The following is a 21,298-nucleotide window of genomic DNA, read 5'->3' on the forward strand; positions in this document are numbered from 1 at the left end:
GAGCGACGGGGAGGGCTGGGCGGCGGGCCGGGGCGCCCCCCCCCCCGGCGCGGGGGGGGGGGGCCCCCCCCCCTATCCCGCCGGCGCCCCCCCCCCGCGGCCGGACGGTGATGCCCGCGCCGGCCAGCGAGGCGGCGAGCGCGTCCGCGGTGCGGCGGGCGGTCGCCGAGCCGGCCGGCAGCAGCAGGTCGAGGGCGAGCTCCCGGCGGTCCCCGCCGGGCAGTGCGGTGGCGCCGTTGTCCCGGTAGCCGTCCTGCTCGGGGACCAGCAGGTGGTGGCCGAGCGGCACGGGCGGCAGGCCGAGCGGGGCGAGCGCCGCCCCGGCGACGGCCTTGCGGTCGACCGCGGCGAGGACGGCCCGGCGGGCCGCGGGGTCGGCGAGCGGGGCGCGGCCGCCGTTCAGGGTGAGCTGGGTGAGCGCGGCCCCGCCGGCCCGGTGCAGGGTGACGCCCGGCAGGGAGTCGGCCCGCCGCAGGGCCCGGGCGCCGGCCTCGGGGCTGCCGGCCCGGTCGACCGCGGCGGTGAGCGGGGCGAGGTCGACGCGGTCCTGCTCGAGGGCGTCGAGGCGCCACTCCGGCGGGGTGCGCAGGAACTCGATCCGGTCGGCCCTGGCCGGCTCGCCCCACCAGGCGGGGTTGCGGGAGAGGACGGCCCGGCCGCCCTCCCGGTCGTGGGCGGTGAGCACGAACGGGCCGGCCGTCGGGTGCGGCCCGGCCGCGAGCGGGCGGGCGAAGGCCCCCGGGGTGGCGGTCTCGGCCGCCGGGTAGAGCGGGCTGAACAGCGCGCGCCAGCCGGCGTACGGCTGCTTGAAGGTCACCTTGATCTCGTGCGGGCCGCTGCCCGGGGTGACGGCGTCGATGGCGCCGTACCCGGCGGGGCGGGTGGAGGCGTAGGCCGGGTCGAGGCCGGAGAGGGCGGCGCGCTGGGCGGCGAAGTCGGCGAGCGCGAGCGGGGTGCCGTCGCTCCAGGCGGCCCGCGGGTTGAGGCGGTAGGTGACGACCTGCGGGGTGCGGCCGGGCGGGGTCGACTCGGCGCTCTCCAGGTAGTCGGGGTCGATCGCCGGACGGCCGTGCGGGTCGAACCGGAACAGTGCGGGGTACAGGGCCCGGGCGAGCAGCCCGGAGTCGGCGGTGGCCGCGGGCTGGAAGACGTTCAGGGTGGCCGGGACGTCGTCCACCGCCCAGCGCAGGGTGCCGCCCTCGCGCACGGCCGCCCGGTCGATCCCGGGCGACTCGGCGGGCGGGGCCGACCGGTGCCCGGGGTCCGGGTCGGCGGAGCAGGCCGCCGGAGCGGCGGCCAGGAGCAGTGCGGCGAGGAGTCGGCGGGCGCGCATGGCGGCCATCGAACGCCGCGCGGGTGCGGCCGGTCCCGCCGACACGGCGGGCCGGGGTGCTGATGCACCCGCGTGGCGCAGGGCCTCAGGGGGACAGCTCGAACCAGACGATCTTGCCCTTGGGGGTGCGCCGGGTGCCCCAGCGCTCGGCGAGCAGGCTGACCAGCTGCAGGCCGCGCCCGCCCTCGTCGGTCTCCCGGGCCCGGCGCTGGCGGGGCTGGGCGTAGCCGTCGTCCCAGACCTCGCAGACCATCGAGCGGTCGCGCAGCAGCCGCAGCCGGATCTCGCCGCGCCCGTGCCGCAGGGCGTTGGTGACCAGCTCGCTGACCAGCAGCTCGGTGGTGTCGACCAGCTCGTCCAGGCCGCGGCCGAGCAGCCAGCTGCAGGCGAGCTCGCGGGCCTTGGCCACCGAGGTGGGCTCGGGCGGCAGCCGCCAGTCGCCCACCGAGTCCGTCGGGAAGGCGTGCACCTTGGCCATCAGCAGGGCGATGTCGTCCTCGCCGTGGTGCGGGTTGAGCTCGCCGAGCACATGGTCGCAGAGCCGCTCCAGGCCCATGCCCTCGACGGAGAGCGCGGTGCGCAGGGAGCGCAGCCCCTCGTCGAGCTGGTGCTTGCGGGACTCCACCAGGCCGTCGGTGAACAGGCCGAGCACGGCGCCGTCCGGGAGGGTCAGCTCGACCTCCTCGAAGGGCTCGCCGCCGACGCCCAGCGGCAGGCCGGGCGGCACGTCCAGCATCCGGGCCGGCTCGCCGGGGCTGAGCAGCACGGGCGGGAGGTGGCCGGCGTTGGCGAACATGCAGCGCCGGGTGACGGCGTCGTACACGGCGTAGACGCAGGTGGCGAGGTAGACCTCGCGGGCCTCCTCGTCGGCGGAGGAGCTGAGCCGCCCGTACGGGGCGGAGGTGCCGGCGCGAGGGGCGGAGTCGTCGCCGAGGCCGCGGGCGATCTCGTCGAGGGCGGAGAGCACCTCGGCCGGTTCGAGGTCGAGCATGGCCAGGGTGCGGACGGCGGTGCGCAGCTGGCCCATGGCGACGGCGGCGCGCAGACCGCGGCCCATCACGTCGCCGATGACCAGGGCGGTGCGGTTGCCGGGCAGCGGGATGACGTCGAACCAGTCGCCGCCGACCTCGGTGTTGTTGTTGCTGGGCAGGTAGCGGCAGGCGATCTCCAGCCCGCTGGCGGCCGGGTTGCCCGGGGGCAGCAGGCTGCGCTGGAGGATCAGGGCGCGCTCGTGCTCGCGGCGGTAGAGCCGGGCGTTGTCGATGCAGACGGCGGCGCGGGCGACCAGTTCCTCGGCGATGGCGACGTCGCGGGCGTCGAAGGGCTCGCTGCCGATCGCGCGGGAGAGCTGGACGAGGCCGAGCACCTGGTTGCGGGCGACCAGCGGGACGATCAGCGTGGAGCGCAGCAGCGGGTCAGGACCGGGGTCGGGGACGACGCTGCGGCCGGTGCGCAGGGCCCGGGCGTGCGGGGAGCGGCGCGGGTAGCAGAGGGTGCCGCCGGCCTCGGCGATCGGCAGGCCGGTGACGGAGCCGAGCACCGAGGAGGCGCCCCCGACGACGCTGGAGACGGCGACCCGGCGCAGTTCGCCGCTGCCGTCGGTGAGGACGCCGTCGCCGAGGCGTCCGGTGCTGGGGACGGACTCGCCGGCGAGCAGCGCGGTGTAGAGGTCGACCGTGGCGAGGTCGCAGAACGGCGGGACGACGACGTCGAGCAGTTCCTTGGCGGTGGTCTCCAGGTCGAGGGTGGAGCCGATGTGGGCGCTGGCCTCGTTGAGCAGGGCGAGGTTGCGCCGGACGCCGTCGGCCTCGCGTTCGGCGACGTGCCGGCTGGTGACGTCGGAGACCTGGCCGGCCACGCCCATAGGCTGCCCGGCGGCGCCGTTGAGGCGGTAGAGCGAGACGGCCCAGAGCCGGTTGCCCTCGCGGGTCGGGACGGCGGAGTGGAAGCGCAGGTCGAAGACGGGTTCGCCGGTGGCGAGCACCTTGCGCAGGGCCGCGGTGAGCCGGTCGGCCTCGCTGCCGGGGAAGAGGTCGTGCGGGGTGAGGCCCTCCAGGTCGGCGGGGGCGAGGCCGAGACCGGAGGCGAAGGCGTCGTTGACGCGCTGGAGGCGCAGGCGGTCGTCGAAGAGGACGAAGCCGGTCGGGGTCTGGCCGAAGACCGCCTCGGAGGCGGCCAGGTCGGTCTCGATGCGGCGCAGCCGGCCGAGGTCGACGGCGAGACAGGTGGCGCCGGCGGTGGGCAGCGCGCTGTCCGGCATCAGGTAGAGCTCGGCGAGGCTCTCGGCGCCGGCGGCGTCCCGGTAGGGGGCGGTGCCGACCCACTCCTCGCCGGCGAGGATGCGCTCCAGGCGGGCCCGGCCGCGCTGCCACAGCTCGCGCGGGACGAAGGTGGTGATCGGGTCGGCGCCGACCGCCTCGGCGGCGGGCAGGCCGAAGAACTCGGCGGCGCGGTCGCTCCACTGGCTGATCCGGCCGTCGGGGCCGATCGCGAAGGTCGCGACCCGGATGAAGTCGTAGATCGAGCCGGGGTCGCCGTGGCCCCACTGGTGGGCGCCGGCGGACGGCCGGGAGGCCCGGCCCTGGCCGGGCGAGGTCACCGGCCCTGCGGCCGGGCGGGGGCGCTCGGGCCGGTGCTCGGCGGCGGGGTGCGCCGGGGCCGTGGAGTGCGCGTGCGAAGGGCCGGTCGGGTGTTGGGCGCCGGCCTGCCCGGGGACAGCGGCATGACCGCTGCCGCTCGGCGCACTCCGCGCCGGGATGCTGTTCAACGGACCGACCCCTCCAACCCGCGACCGTCCGGATGTCGAGAAGACCGAGTATTCATCATCGAGGGGTACGTTCACACGCCCTCAACATCACAACATCAGATCGGGCGAAGGTTTTTGTCCTACCGCCCGCGCAACCACAGTGCCACGCTCGCGCCCCCTGTCGGAGAGTGCGCCCCCGTCGCTCACGGTTCGTCGGGCTCATTACCCGGCAGCGCCTGTTCGAACCAGACGACCTTGCCCATGCCCTCGGCCCGGGCGCCCCAGTGCAGGGCGAGCCGGCGGACCAGCTCCAGGCCCCGGCCGCCCTCGTCGGCCTCGGCGGCGTGCCGCTCGCGCGGCGGGTCCGGCAGCGGGTCGGAGATCTCCACCAGCAGCGTGTCGCCGAGCGTCAGCCGGACCCCGATCGGGGCGCTGGCGTACCGGACGGAGTTGGTGACCAGCTCGCTGACCAGCAGCTCGGCGACGTCGGTCAGCGCCTCGACGCCCCATTCGGCCAACGTGGCGCGGACCAGCCGGCGGGCCCGGGAGACGGCGGTCGGCTCGGCGGGCAGGGTCCAGCCCGCGGTGGGGGTGCCGGACTGGCCGTGGCCCAGCCGGGCGAGCAGCAGCGCCACGTCGTCCGGTTCGCGGCCCTGCTCCATGGTGTCGAGCACCGCCTCGCACGCCTGCTGGATCGAGGCGTACGGCTGTTCGAGGACGACCAGGAGCCGGCCGAGCCCCACGTCGAGGTCCTTGTCCCGGGACTCCACCAGACCGTCGGTGCAGAGCGCCAGCAGACTGCCCTCGGGGATCTTCATGGCGACCGACTCGAACGGCACCCCGCCCACCCCGAGCGGGGCGCCCGACGGCAGGTCGAGCACCCGGCCGGCGCCGCCGGGCAGCGGACCGCCGGACTGCGTGGGCTCCTGCGCCCCCTCCGCCGGGACGATCAGCACCGGCGGGATGTGGCCGGCCTTGGCGACCGTCAGCTCGGCGGTGGCCGGGTCGAAGACCGCGTACACACAGGTGGCGAGCAGCGCCTCGTCGGGCCCCTGGGCCAGGTCGTCGGCCAGCTCGTGGACGTGCCGCAGCAGGACGTCCGGCGGCAGGTCGAGGGCGGCCAGCACCCGGACCGCGGTGCGCAGCCGCCCCATCGTCGCGGCGGCCCGCAGGCCGTGCCCCATCACGTCGCCGACCACCAGCGCGGTGCGGTCGCCCGGCAGCGGGATGACGTCGAACCAGTCGCCGCCGACCTCCGTACCGCTGCTGCCCGGCACGTACCTGTAGGCGACCTCCACCCCGGTGGGCTGCGGCACCTGCTGCGGCAGCAGGGTGCGCTGCAGGGTCAGTGCGGCGGTGCGCTCGCGGGCGTAGAGGCGGGCGTTGTCCAGCGAGCTGCCGGCCCGGTCGGCGAGCTCCACGGTGAACGCCAGGTCGTCCCGGTCGAAGCCCTCCCGGTAACCGGCCCGGCTGACCAGCAGCAGGCCGATCACGATGCCGCGGGCGCGCAGCGGCACCACCAGCATCGAGTGCACGCCGAGGTCGTGCGCGGCCTGCATCTTCGGGTCGCCCGGGTAGGTGACGTCGCTCAGCTCGTCCGCGCCGGAGAGCAGCTCCGGCACCCCGGTGCGCAGCACCCGGCCGCAGGCCGAGTCCTCGGCGAAGGTGATCCGGGCGCCCCGGCGCAGCATCACGTCCACCTCGGGGCCGTCCTGCACGGAGGCCGTGCCCAGCTGGAGGAGCGAGGTCCGCCGGTCGTGCCCGTGCCGCGGCAGGTCGTCGCCGTGCGCGACCGCCTGCAGCAGGATCACCGCCGAGTGGTCGGTCAGCCGGGGCACCACCGCCCCGGCCAGCTCCTGGGCGATCCGGGAGGCGTCCAGCAGGTCGCCGACCCGGGAGCCGAACTCGTTCAGCAGCGAGAGCCTGCGCCGGGCGTGCTCGACCTTGGCCACCGCCCGGTAGCGCTCGGTCACGTCCATCACGGTGCCGGAGATGCCCAGCACCCGCCCGGACCGGTCGGTCATCCGGCTGTACGAGATCGACCGGTAGCCGGAGCGCGCGGTGACCGGGGAGGCCAGGGTCACGTCGATGACGGGTTCGCCGGTGGCCAGCACCTGGCGCTGGATGGCGGTGACCTCGTCCGCGGCGCGCTCGGGCAGCGTCTCCCCGGTGGTGCGGCCGACGTGCTCCTCGACGGCGACGCCGTTCATCTCGGCCAGGGTGCGGTTGACCGCGGTGTAGCGCAGGTCGGTGTCCAGGATGGCGATGCCCAGCGGGGACTGCTCGAACAGCGCGTCCCGCACCGCGAGGTCCCGCTCGACCGCCTGCACGGCCTCCGCCTCGGCCAGGTTGACCTGCAGGAACGGCGTGCCGTCGCCGTCCACCAGCAGCGAGATCCGGGCGTCGACGCCGACCGGCCCGCCGTCCCGGTGGCGCAGCCGGGCGGGGCCGGACCAGCGGCCGTACCGCAGGGTGTCCTGGATCGCGGCGCGCACCCGGCCGACCTGCTCCTCGTCGTCGATCAGCTCGTCGATCCGCCGGCCGACCAGCAGCTCGTTGGGCCAGCCGAGCAGCTCCTCGGCCGCCGGGCTCCACAGCACCACCCGGCCGGCCGTGTCGAGGATCGCGATCGCGACCTTCACCACGTCGAAGAGGCTGCCCTCGGGCTGCCGCTCGGCGGCGGCGCGGGGCGGGCCGGGGGCGCGGTCCGCCGGGGACGGGCCGGCGGCGCTCCGGTCGGCGCTCCGGTCGGCGGCGAGCGGACCGTGGACGCTGCGCTCGGCGGCGGCGCGGCCCGGGAAGGGCAGGCCCGGCAGGCTGCGGGTGCCGGCCTGCGGGACGGTGTTCGGGACGGCCGGGACGGGCGGGGCGGACGGCTGGACCGGGGCGCCCCCGGTGGTACGCCTGCGCCGGGTCGCACCGGCGGCCTGCTGCGCCGGGCGCGCACCACGGCGCAACCGCGCGCGGGCCGCGGCCCTGCCGCCGGCGCCCGTACGCCGCGCTCCCCCGCCGCCGTTCCCGGTACTCGACACCGACGGGGCCTCCGGCTCTGGTCGGGATCGGCGGCGCCGGCTGGGGCGGCTCACCGATGGTGACGAATAGTGCCGAAAAGTGACATACCCAGCAGAACCCAGGCTATCCCGGCGGACGCTTCGGCTCTTTCCGACTGGCCTACCCAGCGGACGCCGCGTCGCACCCGGGCGCCGGACCCGGTGCCGCGGGCGCACGGGCCGGCCGGGAGGAGCGCGGGACGGCCGGCCGGGGCGCGGGGGCCGCGGGGCGGGCGCGCGGCCCGGCCGGGGCGCCGGGGGTTCGGTGGCAGACGGGCCGGTGGTGGACGGGCCGGCGGTAGGCGGATCGGTGGGTCGGTGGATCGGTGGGTCGGCGGGTGGCGCTCAGCCGGCCGCGAGGAGGGCGGCGACGTGGGGGAGCACCTCGCGGTCGTGCTCCAGCCAGTCGACGTCGGGGAGCTCCGCGGCGGCCAGCCAGCGCAGCTCCGAGTGGTCCTCCAGCGGATGCGGCTCACCGGAGAGCAGCTCGGCCGCCCAGAAGCGCAGCTCCAGGCCGGGGCGGACGGTCCACGAGCCGGGCAGTCGCACCAGGGCCTTCGCCCGGACGCCCAGTTCCTCCAGCAGCTCCCGCTCCAGCGCCTGCGCCTCGCTCTCGCCGGGCTCGGCCTTGCCGCCCGGGAACTCCCAGCGCCCCGCCACCTCGGCCGGTGCACTGCGGCGGGCGGCCAGCACCCGGCCCCGGTGGACGAGCGCGCCGCCGACGACGATCCGGTTCTCCATGGGCCCGACCCTACGGCCTGCCCGGGACCGCCCCCGACCCACCGGGCACGCAACGTGCATGATCGGACGCGCCCTACGGCCTGCCCGGGACCGCCCCCGACCCGCCGCCGGGCGCGCGCTGCGCCTCGACCCAGTAGAGCTGCTTGTGGCCGCGTGCCTCGAACTCCTCCGCCAGCCGCTCGGCCTCCTCGCGGGCGAGGCCGGCGGCGACCTCGAAGCGGTTGCCGTTGTCGTCCTGCCGCATCACCCGGTACGCCGTCACCGTCATAGCGGCAGCGTAGCTCCGGCCCGCGTGGGGGTCGGGCCGGAGCCGCGCGGACGCCGACGCTACGCCCGGCCCGCTACCGCCGCGTACGGGCGCGGTTAACGCCAGGTAAGCCGCGCTGCGGCGGGGTGCCGCGGGCCGGTGGCCCCGGGGGTTCAGACCTGGCTGCCGCTCGCCGAGCCGGTGGGCAGTCCCAGCTCCCGCCGGATCTCGGCCTCGTCGTCGCGGGAGTCCTCGGCCAGCCCGTCGCCGCGGGCCAGCGCCCGGCGGAGCCGGCCCGGGTCGGTCTCGGTGCCGGCCGCCTCCCAGGCCTCGGCCGCCTCCAGCTGCAGCCGGGCGGCCTGCGCGAGGGGCTCCTTGGCGCCCGCGGGCCACGGGGTGGACGTCCGGCTGAGCTCGCCGGCCTCCCGGCGTGCGGCGGCGGCCAGTTCGGACGCCCAGGTCCGGTAGCGCTCGGGGGCCTCGGCGAGTTCCGCCTCGGGCTCGCGGGCGTAGGCGTCGTCGAGGATACGCAGGGCCTCCAGGTAGCCGAGCTGAGCCGTGCTCAGGCCGCTGCGGTCGGTGCGGACGCTGCCCTTGTGCTGCGTCCGGGTGTCCTCCCAACTGCAGTAGAGGTCGCGCTCGCCGGCGTACCAGAGGCCGGAGGTCGGGTAGAGGTAGGTCTGCTGCATGCCCTCGGGGACGGCCCAGCCGTCCAGCGCGTAGCCGGACAGCACCGGGGCGCAGAGCGCGGCGGCCTGTTCCCGGACGGCCCGCTCGCCCGGGTAGCCGTCGCCGCCGGCGAGCTGCGCGGTCCCGGCCAGCTCGGCGTGGTGCGGCGCGGTGCAGGGCACCTTGACCACCCAGTGGACGGTCACCGTGTCGTCCGGTCCGGGCTTCCCGTCGGTCTTCCCGTCGGCGGGGTCGTAGCAGTCGCCGGCCTTCAGGGAGAGCCAGCTGACCGCGCCCTTGGGGGCCCGGCCGGCGGAGCCGTTGCGCGACTCCCCCGGCTCGAACAGCTCGCCGTTCACCGCCATGACGGTCAGCGGCACGGAGAGCGCGCTCATGACGATCCCCGCCACGGCGAGCCACACGCCGCGCTCCCGGCGCCGGGGGATCTGCACCAGTGCGACGACCGCCAGCACCAGCGCGATCGGCCAGAGGGCGAAGGCGGCGGTCACCAGCGAACCGATCGCGAAGCCGTTGAGGCGCGGCGGCGCCGGGGCGTACGGGAATCCCGGCTGGAAGCCGCTGAGCGCGCCGGGCGGGACGGACGCCCAGCCCCCGGCCGCGGGGGCCGGCCCGGCGGCGGCCGGAACCACGGGCTCGGCGGGTGCGGCGGGCGGCGGGCCGACGGGAGCCGGAGCGCCGGGGGCCGGGCCGACGGGAGCCCCGGGTGGGGCCCAGGGGTCGTACGGCGGCGCGGGCTCGGGCTTGGGCACGTGGGACTCCCCGGCCCGTTGCACGCGGGCCTCGACTCGGCGATCCAGTGGGAACGGACGCGCGACTCTATCGGATCGTGCACACCCGCCGACCACCGGTTTTCCGCACCCCGGCCACACCCGGACGGGCCTCGGGGCCCGTCCGGCGGGGGCTCACCCCCGGGCCAGCAGTTCGCCGTGCAGCATCGCGAACCAGCCGTCCCCGTCGGCCGCCCAGGCCCGCCAGCCCGCCGAGATCCGCTCCAGCTCGGCGCGGTCGGCCCGGCCGTCCGCCAGCGCGGTCTCGGCCATCCGGGAGTCCAGGACGCGGTCCGCCCACATGCCGCCCCACCACGCGCGCTGCTCGGGGGTGGCGAAGGTCCAGGTGGAGGAGGTGGCGGTGATCTCGGCGAAGCCGGCCGCCCGGGCCCAGGCCAGCAGTCGGCGTCCGGCGTCCGGTTCCCCGCCGTTGGCCCGCCCGATCTCCCGGTACAGCTCCAGCCAGCGGTCCAGCTCGGGCAGTTGCGGGTACCAGGTCATCGACGCGTAGTCGACGTCCCGGACGGCGACCACCCCGCCGGGCGCGGTGACCCGGCGCATCTCGCGCAGCGCCGCCACCGGGTCGGCGACGTGCTGCAGCACCTGGTGGGCGTGGACCACGTCGAACTCGCCGTCCCCGTACGCCAGCGCGTGCACGTCCGCGACCTCGAACACCACGTTGGTCAGCCCGCGTTCGGCCGCGTGGTCGGCGGCCTGCTCCAGGACCTCCGCCGAGGCGTCCACGGCCACCACCCGGCCGGCGGGGCCGACCCGTTCGGCCAGGTCGGCGGTGATCGTCCCGGGCCCGCAGCCGACGTCCAGCAGCGACTGCCCGGGCCGCAGCTCGGGCAGCAGGTAGGCGGCCGAGTCGGCGGCGGTGCGCGAGCGGTGCGAGCGCAGGACGGACTCCCGGTGCCCGTGGGTGTAGACGGCGGCGGGCTGATGCTCGGTCATGACTGGCCCCTATGCGGTGAGTCGGCGGCGCCGGGGGCTGCCCCGGCCGTCCCGACGCTACCGCCCATCTCGCGTGTCGAGAATGATCGTCTCGCATGCTGAACGAGTACGGTGGGGGCATGACCGCCCCCGCTGCCCGCCCGTACGTGGTGCTGAGCGCCGCCGTGTCGCTCGACGGGTACCTCGACGACGCCTCCCCCGAACGGCTGCTGCTCTCCGGGGCCGCCGACTTCGACCGGGTCGACGCGGAGCGCGCGGCGGCCGACGCGATCCTCGTCGGCGGCAACACCCTGCGCACCGACAACCCCAGGCTGCTGGTCGGCGACCCAGCCCGGCGGGCCGCCCGGCTCGCCGCCGGACGCCCCGAGCACCCGCTGAAGGTCACGCTCAGCGCGAGCGGCGACCTCGATCCGGCCCTGCGCTTCTGGCACACCGGCGGCGCCCGGCTCGCGTACACCACCGCGGCCGGGGCGGACCGGCTGCGGCCCGCCCTGTCCGGGCTCGCCGAGGTGGTGGCGCTCGGGGCTACGGTCGGCCTCGGCGCCGTCCTGGACGACCTCGGCGCGCGCGGGGTGCGCCGGCTGATGGTCGAGGGCGGCGGCAGCGTGCACACCCAGTTCCTGGCCGAGGGCCTGGCCGACGAACTGCAGCTCGCGGTCGCCCCGCTGCTGGTCGGCCAGGAGGGCGCGCCGCGCTTCGTCCGCCCGGCGGCCTTCCCCGGCGGGCCTGCGCACCGGATGCGCCTGCTGGAGGCCCGTACGGTGGGCGATGTCGTCCTGCTCAGGTACGCCCCGAAGGAGCCCTCGCCGTGACCGACCGCGCCGACCTGCCGGACCGTCCGGCACACCCCGGCCCCGCCGACGGGCCGCACCGGCCGGGGCGCGCCGCCGACCTCGCGCACCTGCGGCGGGCCGTCGAACTCTCCCGGCGCTGCCCGCCCTCGGAGAGCGCGTTCTCGGTCGGCGCGGTGGTGGTCGGCGCGGACGGCGCGGTGCTGGCCGAGGGGTACAGCCGGGAGACGGACCCGCACGTCCACGCGGAGGAGGCGGCGCTCGGGAAACTCCCGCCCGGCGACCCCCGGCTGCGCGGCGCGACCGTCTACAGCTCGCTGGAGCCCTGCGGGCAGCGGGCCTCCCGGCCGGTGCCGTGCGCCCGGCTGCTGATCGCGGCGGGCGTGCCGCGGGTGGTGGTGGCCTGGCGGGAGCCGGACACCTTCGTCGCCCGCACCCAGGGCGCGGCCCTGCTGGAGGCGGCGGGCGTGGAACTGGTCGAACTGCCCGAGCTGGCCGCGCAGGCGCGGGCGGTCAACGCCCACCTGCCGGGGTAGCCCCGCTCCCCGGCCGCGTGGCGCCCCGACCGGGCGGGGCCTGCGCACCGGCCCCGCCCGGCGCGCCCGCTCAGCGGCGGGCGCGGACCGCCAGCCAGCCCGCCATCGCCCGGACGCCGACCCCGATCGCCCGCTCGTCCGGCGCGAACTCGGCGTAGTGCGGGTAGGACGTCGCGATCCCGGCGCCCGGGGCCCGCACGCCGAGGAAGGTGTAGGTGCCGGGGATCCGGTCCAGGAACAGCGCGTAGTCCTCCCCGTTGAAGGGGAAGGCCGCGTGGTTCACCGTCACCGAGCCCGGGCCGCCGACCCGGCGCAGGTGCCGGGCCAGCGCGTTCGCCTCGCGCTCCGGGCAGATCAGCGCCGGGAACGGCTCCTTCGGATAGCCGACCACCGCACCCGGGTACGCCTGCGCCAGCCGCCGGATCTCCGCCCGCACCTCGGTGCTGCGCTCCTCGGGCCAGCAGCGGAAGGTCACGTCGACCGCGACCCGGCCCTCCGCGTCCGGCTTGCCGACCGACGGGCGGATCACCGTGAACCGGGCCAGCGCCCCGTTCGGCGTCTGCACGTCGGCGACCATCTTCTCCAGGTACGCCGACACGACCGCCGGGTCCGCGGGCGTCCTCGGGGGCATCGGGACCGTACCCAGCGCGGCGAGCTCGGCGGCCAGCCGGTTCGCCGCGGTGGCCGCGTCCGGTCCGGCCAGCACGACCCGGGCCCAGTCCTGGCCCGGCAGCCCGCTGCCCGGCGTCACGGCGAACCGCCCCACCGGGTACGGGCCGCAGTGCAGCGCGTGGACCTCCTCGGCCCCGGTCCGCTCCAGCCAGCCCTCGGCGATCATCGCCCGGGCGCCCAGCAGGCCCTCCTCGCCCGGCTGGAAGAAGAACGCCACCGACCCGCTCAGCCGGTGCCGCAGCCGCGCCAGCACCTGCGCGACGCCGACGCCCACCGCGGTGTGCAGGTCGTGCCCGCAGACGTGCGCCGCGGCGCTGCTCTGCGGCACGATTCCCTGCCCCGGCACGGCGTCCATGTCGGCCCGGTACGCGACCGTCCGCCCCGGACGCGCGCCCCGCAGCACGGCCACCACGCCGGTCCCGTCCACCACGTCGCCGTTCTCCAGCACCGTGGTGCCCACCCCGGTGGTCACCTCCAGGCCGGCCGCCCGCAGCCGTTCGGCGACCGCCGCGGCGGTGCGCTTCTCCTGGCCGGTGGTCTCCGGCTGGGCGTGCAGCTCGCGCCGCAGCGCGATCAGCTCCCCGTCGAGGCGCCCGGCGACCGCGTCCACCGCGGACTGGTCGATCGGCCCGCGCCCGCCCGCCGGCTGCGCGGAGGCCGCGGTACCGGACGCCAGCACCGCGCCGACGCCGGCCGCCGCCGTTCCGCCGAGCAGCGTGCGGCGGCTCAGGGCAGGCCTGTTCGAACTGGTCATGCTTCTTCTCCCCCAGGTGGTCGCTCGGGACCGCCGCCGCCCCGGACCGGCCGGCGCGGCCGGAACCCCGGCCCCGACAGGACGCGGGGCGGGCGCACGCGAACGCCCCCGGCCCCCCCGCCGAACTGATCACCAGTCAACCAGCACCCCACCCGCCCCGGTCAATCCCTTCCGTCACACGCGTCACAACGACGAACCGCCCGGCCGCCGTACGGGGACGGCGACCGGGCGGTTCGGACGAACGGGGCGGGCTCGGACGAGCGGCGCGGGCTCAGACGTTGAAGCGGAACTCCACGACGTCGCCGTCCTGCATGACGTACTCCTTGCCCTCGATGCGGGCCTTGCCCTTGGAGCGGGCCTCGGCGATCGAGCCGGTCTCGACCAGGTCGGTGAAGGAGATGACCTCGGCCTTGATGAAGCCCTTCTGGAAGTCGGTGTGGATGACACCGGCGGCCTCGGGGGCGGTGGCGCCCTTCTTGATGGTCCAGGCGCGGGCTTCCTTGGGACCGGCGGTCAGGTAGGTCTGCAGGCCCAGGGTGTTGAAGCCGACCCGGGCGAGGGTGGCGAGGCCGGGCTCGTCCTGGCCCATGGACTGCAGGAGTTCGAGCGCCTCGGCGTCGTCCAGCTCGATCAGCTCGGACTCGATCTTGGCGTTGAGGAAGATCGCCTCGGCCGGGGCGACCAGCTCGCGCTGGGCGTTCTTGAAGTCCTCGTCGGCCAGCTCCTCCTCGTCCACGTTGAAGACGTAGAGGAAGGGCTTGGCGGTGAGCAGGTGCAGCTCGCGGATCGGGGTGGTGTCGAAGCCCGCCTCGAACAGGGTCTTGCCGGTCTCCAGGACCGCCTGCGCGGCCTCGGCCGCGGCCAGGACGGGCGCGGTGTCCTTCTTGAGGCGCGCCTCCTTCTGGAGCCGGGGCAGGACCTTCTCGACGGTCTGCAGGTCGGCGAGGATCAGCTCGGTGTGGATGGTCTCGATGTCGTCCTTGGGCGACACCTTGCCGTCCACGTGCACCACGTCGGGGTCGGTGAAGGCCCGGACGACCTGGCAGATCGCGTCCGACTCCCGGATGTTGGCGAGGAACTTGTTGCCCAGGCCCTCACCCTCGCTGGCGCCGCGAACGATGCCCGCGATGTCGACGAAGTCCACGGTGGCCGGGAGGATGCGCTGCGAGGCGAAGATCTCGGCGAGCTTGGTGAGGCGCTCGTCCGGCACGCCGACGACGCCCACGTTCGGCTCGATGGTGGCGAACGGGTAGTTGGCCGCCAGCACGTCGTTCTTGGTCAGGGCGTTGAACAGGGTCGACTTGCCGACGTTCGGCAGGCCGACGATTCCGATCGTGAGCGACATGAAGCGCAGTCCCGTGGGCTTGGAGGAGTTGGGTCGGCACCGTACGGGCCGATCCCCCAGTCTACGGGTAGCGCACCTGCCGTCCGACGGTCACATGATCGGCCCGACCCGTACGCCGTCCGGGGACACGGAGCAAGGTCCCGGGCGGCCATTACACAGTGTGGCGATGATCGGACCGTACGTTGGGTGGGTGGAGCAGAGCATCCGAACCCAGCCGCCAGGGCCCAGACGCCGTCCCCCGAACGGGGCAGTCGGGGCCGCCGTACCGGGGCCCGGGAGGGCCCCCGAGACCGCGGGGGGCGCACCCCCGCCGCCGCGTCCGCGCTCCGCCGCCCGGGTGCCCGCACCCGTCGGCCGGCTGCGGCTGGCACTGCCGCTGCCGCTGCGCCGGCGGGCCGCCGGCGAGCGGCCCCGCACCGGGCGGCCCGCCCGGCTGACGGCGGTGGGCACCGGGGTGGCCGCGGTGGCCGCCACCCTCGTGGTGGCCGGCGCGGACCGGCTGCTGTTCGGCGGCCTCGGGGTGCTGTTCGGGATCGGCTACCTGGTGGTCTGCTTCCAACTGGCCGTCCGGGTGCGCTTCGCCGACCTGCCCGCCGCACCGATCAGCGGGCCGATCGCCTTCGCCGTGGCGCTGCTCCTGCTGGAGCCGGTCCCGTCACCGGGCGTCACCGCGCAGGTGGTGTCGCTGGCGACCGGCCTGGCGCTGCGGGCCGGCTGGCTGTTCTCCGGCACCGGCCTGGCGGCGGCGATCGTGCTCGCCCGCTTCGTGGCGCAGCGGCGGATCCACCGGGCGCGCTGAGCGGCGGCCCGCCGGGCGGGCCCCGCACCCCGGGCCGCGCGGCGGCCCGTCCGCTCAGGCCGCGGCAGCCGCCGCCATGGCCGCCCCCACGATGCCCGCGTCGTTGCGCAGCTCCGCCGGAACGACGCGGGCCTCGCGCGCCCGCAGCAGCGGCAGGAACTTCTCGTGCTTGCGGCTCACCCCGCCGCCGATCACGACCAGCTGCGGCGAGAACAGCTGCTCCACCAGGTCGAGGTACTCGTCCACCCGGCCGGCCCACTGCTCCCAGCTGAGCTTGTGCCGCTCCTTGGCGGCGGAGGAGGCGCGGCGCTCGGCGTCCTTGCCGCGCAGTTCGAGGTGGCCCAGCTCGGTGTTGGGCACCAGGACGCCGTCGACGAACAGCGCGCTGCCGATGCCGGTGCCGAAGGTGAGCACCAGCGTCACGCCGTGGTGCTCGCGGGCGGCGCCGTGGGCGGTCTCGGCGAGCCCGGCCGCGTCGGCGTCGTTGAGGACCACCGCGGGGAGGTCGAGGGCCTCGCGGAAGAGGCCGGCGGCGTCCAGGCCGATCCAGCCCTTGTCGACGTTGGCCGCGGTTCTGGTGTGCCCGTCGACGACCACGCCGGGGAAGGTCAGCCCGACCGGGCCCCGGTGGTCGAAGTGCCGGACGACCTCGCGGACCGCGGCGACCACGGCCTCCGGGGCGGAGGGCTGCGGGGTGAGGACCTTGTGCCGTTCCTGGGCGAGCACGCCCCGGTCGAGGTCGACGGGGGCCCCCTTGATGCCCGAGCCGCCGATGTCCACACCGAAAACCGTCGTCATCCCGACCGTCCTCCGTTCCGCAGCCGACCGGCGGGCTCCCGCCGCGCCGGAGTTGTCCACAGCCTGTGCACAAAACTACGAGAGCATGCCCGGTGGCGCACGGGCGGAAGCGCGGACGCCCGGCCCCCGTGCGGGGGCCGGGCGTCCTGGTGCGTCCGGTCTACAGCTTGCCCGCGGCCTCGGTGCGCAGGTCGCGGCGCAGCTCCTTGGGCAGCGAGAAGATCAGGTGCTCCTCGGCGGTCTTCACGGTCTCGACGTCGGCGTAGCCGCGCTCGGCGAGCCAGCCGAGGACCTCGTCGACCAGGACCTCCGGCACCGAGGCGCCGCTGGTGAGGCCGACCGTGGTGACGCCCTCCAGCCAGGCCTCGTCGATCTCGTCGGCGAAGTCCACCAGGTGGGCGGCCCGGGCGCCGTACTCCAGGCCGACCTCGACCAGGCGGACGGAGTTGGACGAGTTCTTGGAGCCGACCACGATCAGCAGGTCGGCCTCGGGGGCGAGCTGCTTGACGGCGACCTGGCGGTTCTGGGTGGCGTAGCAGATGTCGTCGCTGGGCGGGCTGACCAGCAGCGGGAAGCGGGTCTTCAGCTCGCCGACGGTGGCCATGGTCTCGTCCACCGAGAGGGTGGTCTGGGAGAGCCAGACGACCTTGGACTCGTCGCGCACCCGGACGTTGGCGACGTCCTCGGCGCCGTCCACCAGGTGGATGCGGTCCGGGGCCTCACCCATGGTGCCGATGACCTCCTCGTGGCCCTCGTGGCCCACCAGCAGGATGTCGTAGCCCTCGTCGGCGAAGCGGACGGCCTCCTTGTGCACCTTGGTGACCAGCGGGCAGGTGGCGTCGATGGTGGCGAGCTTGCCGGCGCGGGCCTCGTCGTGGACGGACGGGGCGACACCGTGCGCGGAGAAGACCACGATGGAGCCCTCGGGCACCTCCTCCGTCTCGTCGACGAAGATCGCACCCTTCTTCTCCAGGGTCTGCACCACGTACTTGTTGTGGACGATCTGCTTGCGGACGTAGATCGGCGCCCCGTACTGCTCCAGGGCCTTCTCCACGGCGATCACTGCGCGGTCGACGCCCGCGCAGTAGCCCCGGGGGGCGGCGAGCAGGACACGGCGCTGCGCGGTGTTGGACATGGCTCCATCGTACGGGCGCCGCCGTGCCGCGCCGACTCGTGGCGATTCCGGTCCGGATCCCGTCACAACTGGTCGAATGTGGGGTCTATGAACGAGCGAGTGGAGCCCGGCGGGCTGCGGCGCAGCCTGGGCGTGCGCGACCTGGTGGTGTACGGGCTGCTGTTCATCGCCCCGATGGCGCCGGTGGGGGTCTACGGCGTGCTGGACGCCCGGAGCCACGGCGCGGTCGCCGCGGTCTACCTGGTGGCGACGGTCGCGATGGGCCTCACCGCCTTCTCGTACGCGCAGATGGTGCGCGCGGTGCCGCGGACCGGGTCGGTGTTCGCCTACGCACGGGCCGCTCTGGGCGAGGGGCCGGGGTTCGTCGCCGGGTGGATGGCGATGCTGGACTACCTGCTCATCCCGGCGGTGGCGTACCTGTTCTCCGGGATCGCGCTGAACTCGCTGGTGCCCGGCGTCTCGCGCTGGGTGTGGACGGCGCTGGCGGTGCTGGTGACCACCGCGCTGAACCTGGTCGGGGTGCGGACGGCCGCGGTGGTCGGCTTCGCGGTGCTGGCCATGGAGCTCGCGGTGCTGGCGGTGTTCACGGTCTCCGCGGTGGTGGTGCTGGCGCGGGACGGCGCCCAGCGGGGCTGGGCGACCCCGCTGACCGCGGTCGGCGGCTTCTCGGCGACCGCGGTGGTGTCGGCGGTGTCGGTGGCGGTGCTGTCGTACCTGGGCTTCGACGCGATCGCCACCTTCGTGGAGGAGGCGGTCGGCGCGTCGGCGGCGGTGGCGCGGGCGGTGCTGTGGTGCCTGGCGCTGGCGGGGGTGCTGTTCGTGGTCCAGACATACCTGGCGGCGCTGCTGGAGCCGCTGGACCCGCAGGAGCTGGCGGCCGACCCGGCGGCGCAGGGCTCGGCGTTCTACGACACGGTGGAGTCCGGGATCGGGCACTGGCTGCACGTGCTGGTCGCCTGCAGCAAGGCGATCGGCGCGGCCTTCGCGGCGCTGGCCGGGCAGGCGGCGGCCGGGCGGCTGGTGTACGCGATGGGCCGGGAGGGGCGGCTGCCGCGGTTCCTCGGCAGGGTCGACCCGGGCTCGGCCGTCCCGCGGCGGGCGCTGCTGGCGGCCGGGGCGGTCACCCTGGTGGCGGCGGTATGGGCGGCGGACCGGGACGACGGGCTCGACCGGCTGACCTCGGTGGTGAACGTCGGGGCGCTGACGGCGTTCGTCCTGCTGCACGCCTCGGTGATCGGCTGGTACGTGGTGCGGCAGGGCTCGCGGGACCGGCTGCGGTACCTGGTGGTGCCGGCGCTGGGCATCGCGGTGCTGGTCGCGGTGATCGTCGAGGCCGCGCCGACGGCGCAGCTGGTGGGCGTGGCGTGGCTGGCGGCGGGTCTGGTCGTGTTCGCCGTCCAGGGGCCCGGGCCGGTCGGCGGGCGGCGCTGACGCGGACGGCACCGGCGTCGGCCGGCGCGGGACCGGGGCCCGGCGCGCACCCGGCCGGGGGCGTGCGGGCCGGGGCGGTTCGCAGGACCCGTGTCGGCGGGCGCCGCTAGCCTCGTACGCATGGCCAACACCAGCTCCCCCGAAGCCCCGCTCCCGGTCGGCAAGGTCTCCGCGCTGATCGGCGGCTGGATCGACCGGCTCGGCGCGGTCTGGGTGGAGGGCCAGATCACCCAGCTCAGCCGGCGGCCGGGCGCGGGCGTGGTCTTCCTGACCCTGCGCGACCCGCAGCAGGACGTGTCGCTGACGGTCACCTGCTTCCGCTCGGTCTACGACCGGGTCGCGGACGTGGTGCAGGAGGGCTCGCGGATCCTGGTGCACGCCAAGCCGGAGTGGTACGCGGCGCGCGGGCAGCTGTCGCTGCGGGCGGCCGAGATCCGGCTGGTGGGCCTGGGCGAGCTGCTGGCCCGGCTGGAGCAGTTGAAGCGGCGGCTGGCCGAGGAGGGCCTGTTCGCGGCCGACCGCAAGAAGCCGCTGCCGTTCCTGCCCCAGTGCGTCGGCCTGGTCACCGGGCGCGGTTCGGCGGCCGAGCGGGACGTCCTGGAGAACGCCCGGCGGCGCTGGCCGGCCGTCCGCTTCGAGGTGCGCAACGTGCCGGTGCAGGGCGTCAGCGCGGTGGAGCAGGTGAGCGCGGCCGTCCGGGAGCTGGACGAGCACCCCGAGGTGGACGTGATCGTGGTGGCCCGGGGCGGCGGCAGCGTGGAGGACCTGCTGCCGTTCTCGGACGAGCAGCTGGTGCGGGTGGTCGCGGCCGCCCGGACCCCGGTGGTCAGCGCGATCGGGCACGAGCCGGACCAGCCGCTGCTGGACTTCGTCGCGGATCTGCGGGCCTCCACCCCGACCGATGCGGCCAAGCGGGTCGTCCCGGACGTCGGCGAGGAGCTGGCGAAGGTCCGCCAGCTGCGGGACCGCGCCCGCCGGCACGTGCTGGCCCGGGTGGAGCGCGAGCAGCACGGGCTGGACGGGGTGCGCAGCCGCCCGGCGCTCGCCGCGCCGCACCGTCTGCTGGACGGGCGGTCGCACGAGGTGGAGGGCCTGCTGGAGCGGGCCCGGCGCTGTCTGGGCCACCGGCTGGACCACGCGCAGAGCGACCTCGGGCACACCCTGGCCCGGGTGGTGGCGCTCTCCCCGGCCGCGACGCTGGAGCGCGGCTACGCGGTGCTGCAGCGGGCGGACGGCGCGGTGGTGACCGATCCGGCGCAGGTCGCGGCGGGCGAGGAGCTGCACGCCCGGGTGGCGGGCGGGGGCTTCGGGGTCACCGTGGCGGAGCAGCCGGGCGGGTGACCGCGCGCGCCGACGCCGGGCCCACGGCCCGCGCCGCGCCTGCGACCGGTACCGGGCCCGTTGTCGGTACCGGGCTCTACGCTGGCTGGCATGGCTGAGCAGCAGGAGCAGGTCGAGGCGCCGCGGACGGCGGACGACGCACTGGGGTACGAGCACGCCCGGGACGCGCTGCTGGAGGTCGTCCGGCAGCTGGAGAACGGCGGGACGTCGCTGGAGGAGTCGCTGGCCCTGTGGGAGCGCGGCGAGCAGCTGGCGAAGGTCTGCCAGCGGTGGCTGGACGGCGCCCGCGCCCGGCTGGACGCGGCGCTGGCCGCCGAGGAGGAGGGGGCCGCACCGCAGGGGTGACACGGGGGCGTGGCGGTGCGTGACGCACGTCACATCGCCACGCGGGAACAGTTGAATCTTCACTCATGTTGGGACCAGGTGACCGGCTGCGGCCGGACGCCCAGCCGAACCCGCCCACGTCCCCTTGAGGTGCCAGAACATGACCACTGCCGCCAACGACGCCCTGGTGCTCGACGCCGCCGCCCAGGACCTCCTCTTCCGCGAGGCCCGCACCGCGAACACCTTCACCGACGAGCCGGTCACCGAGGAGCAGGTCCAGGCCATCTACGACCTGGTCAAGTACGGCCCGACCGCCTTCAACCAGCAGCCGCTGCGCGTCGTCCTGGTCCGCTCGGCCGAGGCCCGCGAGCGCCTCGTCGGCCACCTGAGCGACGGCAACAAGGCGAAGACCGCCGCCGCCCCGCTGGTCGCCATCCTCGCCGTGGACAACGAGTTCCACGAGGAGCTGCCGACCCTGCTGCCGCACTTCCCGCAGGCGAAGGACCTCTTCTTCACCGAGCGCCCGGTCCGCGAGGCCTCCGCCACCGTGAACGGCGCCCTCCAGGCCGCCTACTTCATCATCGGCGTGCGCGCCGCCGGCCTGGCCGCCGGCCCGATGACCGGCTACGACGCGAGCGGCATCAACAAGGACTTCTTCGCCGACGGCGACCACTCGGTGCTGGCCGTGGTGAACATCGGCAAGCCGGGCGAGGACGCCTGGTTCCCGCGCTCCCCGCGCCTCGCCTACGAGGACGTCGTCACCACCGTCTGACCCCGTACGGCCGCTCCCACCGGCGAGCGGGCCGCCCGGACGTGCGACAGGGCCCCCGGAGAAGTCTCCGGG

16 protein-coding genes and 1 pseudogene are annotated in these 21,298 nt (G+C 76.0%); 6 read left to right on the forward strand and 11 right to left on the reverse strand.

Annotated features, from left to right (window positions below; translation table 11 throughout):
* The 7 genes from ACWGB8_RS31225 to ACWGB8_RS31255 form a co-directional block, all read right to left on the reverse strand.
* The coding region (locus ACWGB8_RS31225) for an ABC transporter substrate-binding protein (RefSeq protein WP_452216975.1) at positions 1-1,333 on the reverse strand (1,333 nt) is incomplete at its 3' end.
* 85 nt (positions 1,334-1,418) lie between these two features.
* Positions 1,419-4,100 carry a SpoIIE family protein phosphatase gene (locus tag ACWGB8_RS31230; protein ID WP_452216976.1) on the reverse strand — a complete coding sequence of 894 codons (2,682 nt, stop codon included), beginning with the start codon at positions 4,098-4,100 and terminating at the stop codon, positions 1,419-1,421.
* A gap of 182 nt (positions 4,101-4,282) precedes the next feature.
* Positions 4,283-7,111 carry a SpoIIE family protein phosphatase gene (locus ACWGB8_RS31235; protein ID WP_452216977.1) on the reverse strand — a complete coding sequence of 943 codons (2,829 nt, stop codon included), beginning with the start codon at positions 7,109-7,111 and terminating at the stop codon, positions 4,283-4,285.
* A gap of 363 nt (positions 7,112-7,474) precedes the next feature.
* Entirely contained in the window at positions 7,475-7,870 is a 396-nt protein-coding gene (locus ACWGB8_RS31240; protein ID WP_452216978.1) for an NUDIX domain-containing protein, read from the reverse strand.
* A gap of 73 nt (positions 7,871-7,943) precedes the next feature.
* Positions 7,944-8,138, reverse strand: a complete 195-nt coding sequence (locus ACWGB8_RS31245; RefSeq protein WP_452216979.1) for an SPOR domain-containing protein — start codon at positions 8,136-8,138, stop codon at positions 7,944-7,946.
* Positions 8,139-8,290: 152 nt separating this feature from the next.
* Positions 8,291-9,556, reverse strand: coding sequence for a septum formation family protein (locus tag ACWGB8_RS31250; RefSeq protein WP_452216980.1), 1,266 nt, complete (start codon positions 9,554-9,556; stop codon positions 8,291-8,293).
* A 153-nt stretch (positions 9,557-9,709) separates the two neighbouring features.
* Positions 9,710-10,528, reverse strand: a complete 819-nt coding sequence (locus ACWGB8_RS31255) for a methyltransferase domain-containing protein (protein ID WP_452216981.1) — start codon at positions 10,526-10,528, stop codon at positions 9,710-9,712.
* A gap of 119 nt (positions 10,529-10,647) precedes the next feature.
* Between ACWGB8_RS31255 and ACWGB8_RS31260 the strand changes: the two are divergent.
* Positions 10,648-11,855: pseudogene (locus tag ACWGB8_RS31260) on the forward strand (dihydrofolate reductase family protein).
* 70 nt (positions 11,856-11,925) lie between these two features.
* Here ACWGB8_RS31260 and ACWGB8_RS31265 read toward each other — a convergent pair.
* Both ACWGB8_RS31265 and ychF read right to left on the reverse strand, forming a co-directional pair.
* Positions 11,926-13,281 (reverse strand): M20 metallopeptidase family protein, encoded by a 1,356-nt coding sequence (locus ACWGB8_RS31265; RefSeq protein ID WP_452216982.1) that lies wholly within the window; start codon positions 13,279-13,281, stop codon positions 11,926-11,928.
* A gap of 271 nt (positions 13,282-13,552) precedes the next feature.
* Positions 13,553-14,626, reverse strand: coding sequence for a redox-regulated ATPase YchF (ychF, locus tag ACWGB8_RS31270; RefSeq protein WP_452216983.1), 1,074 nt, complete (start codon positions 14,624-14,626; stop codon positions 13,553-13,555).
* Positions 14,627-14,963: 337 nt separating this feature from the next.
* On the opposite strand from ychF, the gene ACWGB8_RS31275 reads away from it, so the two are divergent.
* Positions 14,964-15,425 (forward strand): DUF6542 domain-containing protein, encoded by a 462-nt coding sequence (locus ACWGB8_RS31275; protein WP_452216984.1) that lies wholly within the window; start codon positions 14,964-14,966, stop codon positions 15,423-15,425.
* A gap of 54 nt (positions 15,426-15,479) precedes the next feature.
* On the opposite strand, the gene ppgK is transcribed toward ACWGB8_RS31275, so the two are convergent.
* Positions 15,480-16,223 (reverse strand): polyphosphate--glucose phosphotransferase, encoded by a 744-nt coding sequence (ppgK, locus tag ACWGB8_RS31280; RefSeq protein WP_452216985.1) that lies wholly within the window; start codon positions 16,221-16,223, stop codon positions 15,480-15,482.
* Positions 16,224-16,383: 160 nt separating this feature from the next.
* Positions 16,384-17,358: a 4-hydroxy-3-methylbut-2-enyl diphosphate reductase gene (locus tag ACWGB8_RS31285; protein ID WP_452216986.1), complete on the reverse strand. Its 975-nt coding sequence runs from the start codon at positions 17,356-17,358 to the stop codon at positions 16,384-16,386.
* 87 nt (positions 17,359-17,445) lie between these two features.
* Between ACWGB8_RS31285 and ACWGB8_RS31290 the strand changes: the two genes are divergently transcribed.
* The 4 genes from ACWGB8_RS31290 to ACWGB8_RS31305 all read left to right on the forward strand — a co-directional run bounded on the left by ACWGB8_RS31290 (position 17,446) and on the right by ACWGB8_RS31305 (position 21,226).
* Entirely contained in the window at positions 17,446-18,789 is a 1,344-nt protein-coding gene (locus tag ACWGB8_RS31290) for an APC family permease (protein ID WP_452216987.1), read from the forward strand.
* Between the two features lie 120 nt (positions 18,790-18,909).
* A complete protein-coding gene (gene xseA, locus ACWGB8_RS31295; RefSeq protein WP_452216988.1) occupies positions 18,910-20,130 on the forward strand; it encodes an exodeoxyribonuclease VII large subunit in 1,221 nt (406 codons plus the stop codon).
* Between the two features lie 90 nt (positions 20,131-20,220).
* Positions 20,221-20,475: an exodeoxyribonuclease VII small subunit gene (locus tag ACWGB8_RS31300; protein ID WP_452216989.1), complete on the forward strand. Its 255-nt coding sequence runs from the start codon at positions 20,221-20,223 to the stop codon at positions 20,473-20,475.
* Positions 20,476-20,614: 139 nt separating this feature from the next.
* A complete protein-coding gene (locus ACWGB8_RS31305; RefSeq protein ID WP_452216990.1) occupies positions 20,615-21,226 on the forward strand; it encodes a malonic semialdehyde reductase in 612 nt (203 codons plus the stop codon).
* Positions 21,227-21,298: the final 72 nt, after the last annotated feature.

The sequence above is a fragment of the Kitasatospora sp. NPDC054939 genome (assembly GCF_053610105.1).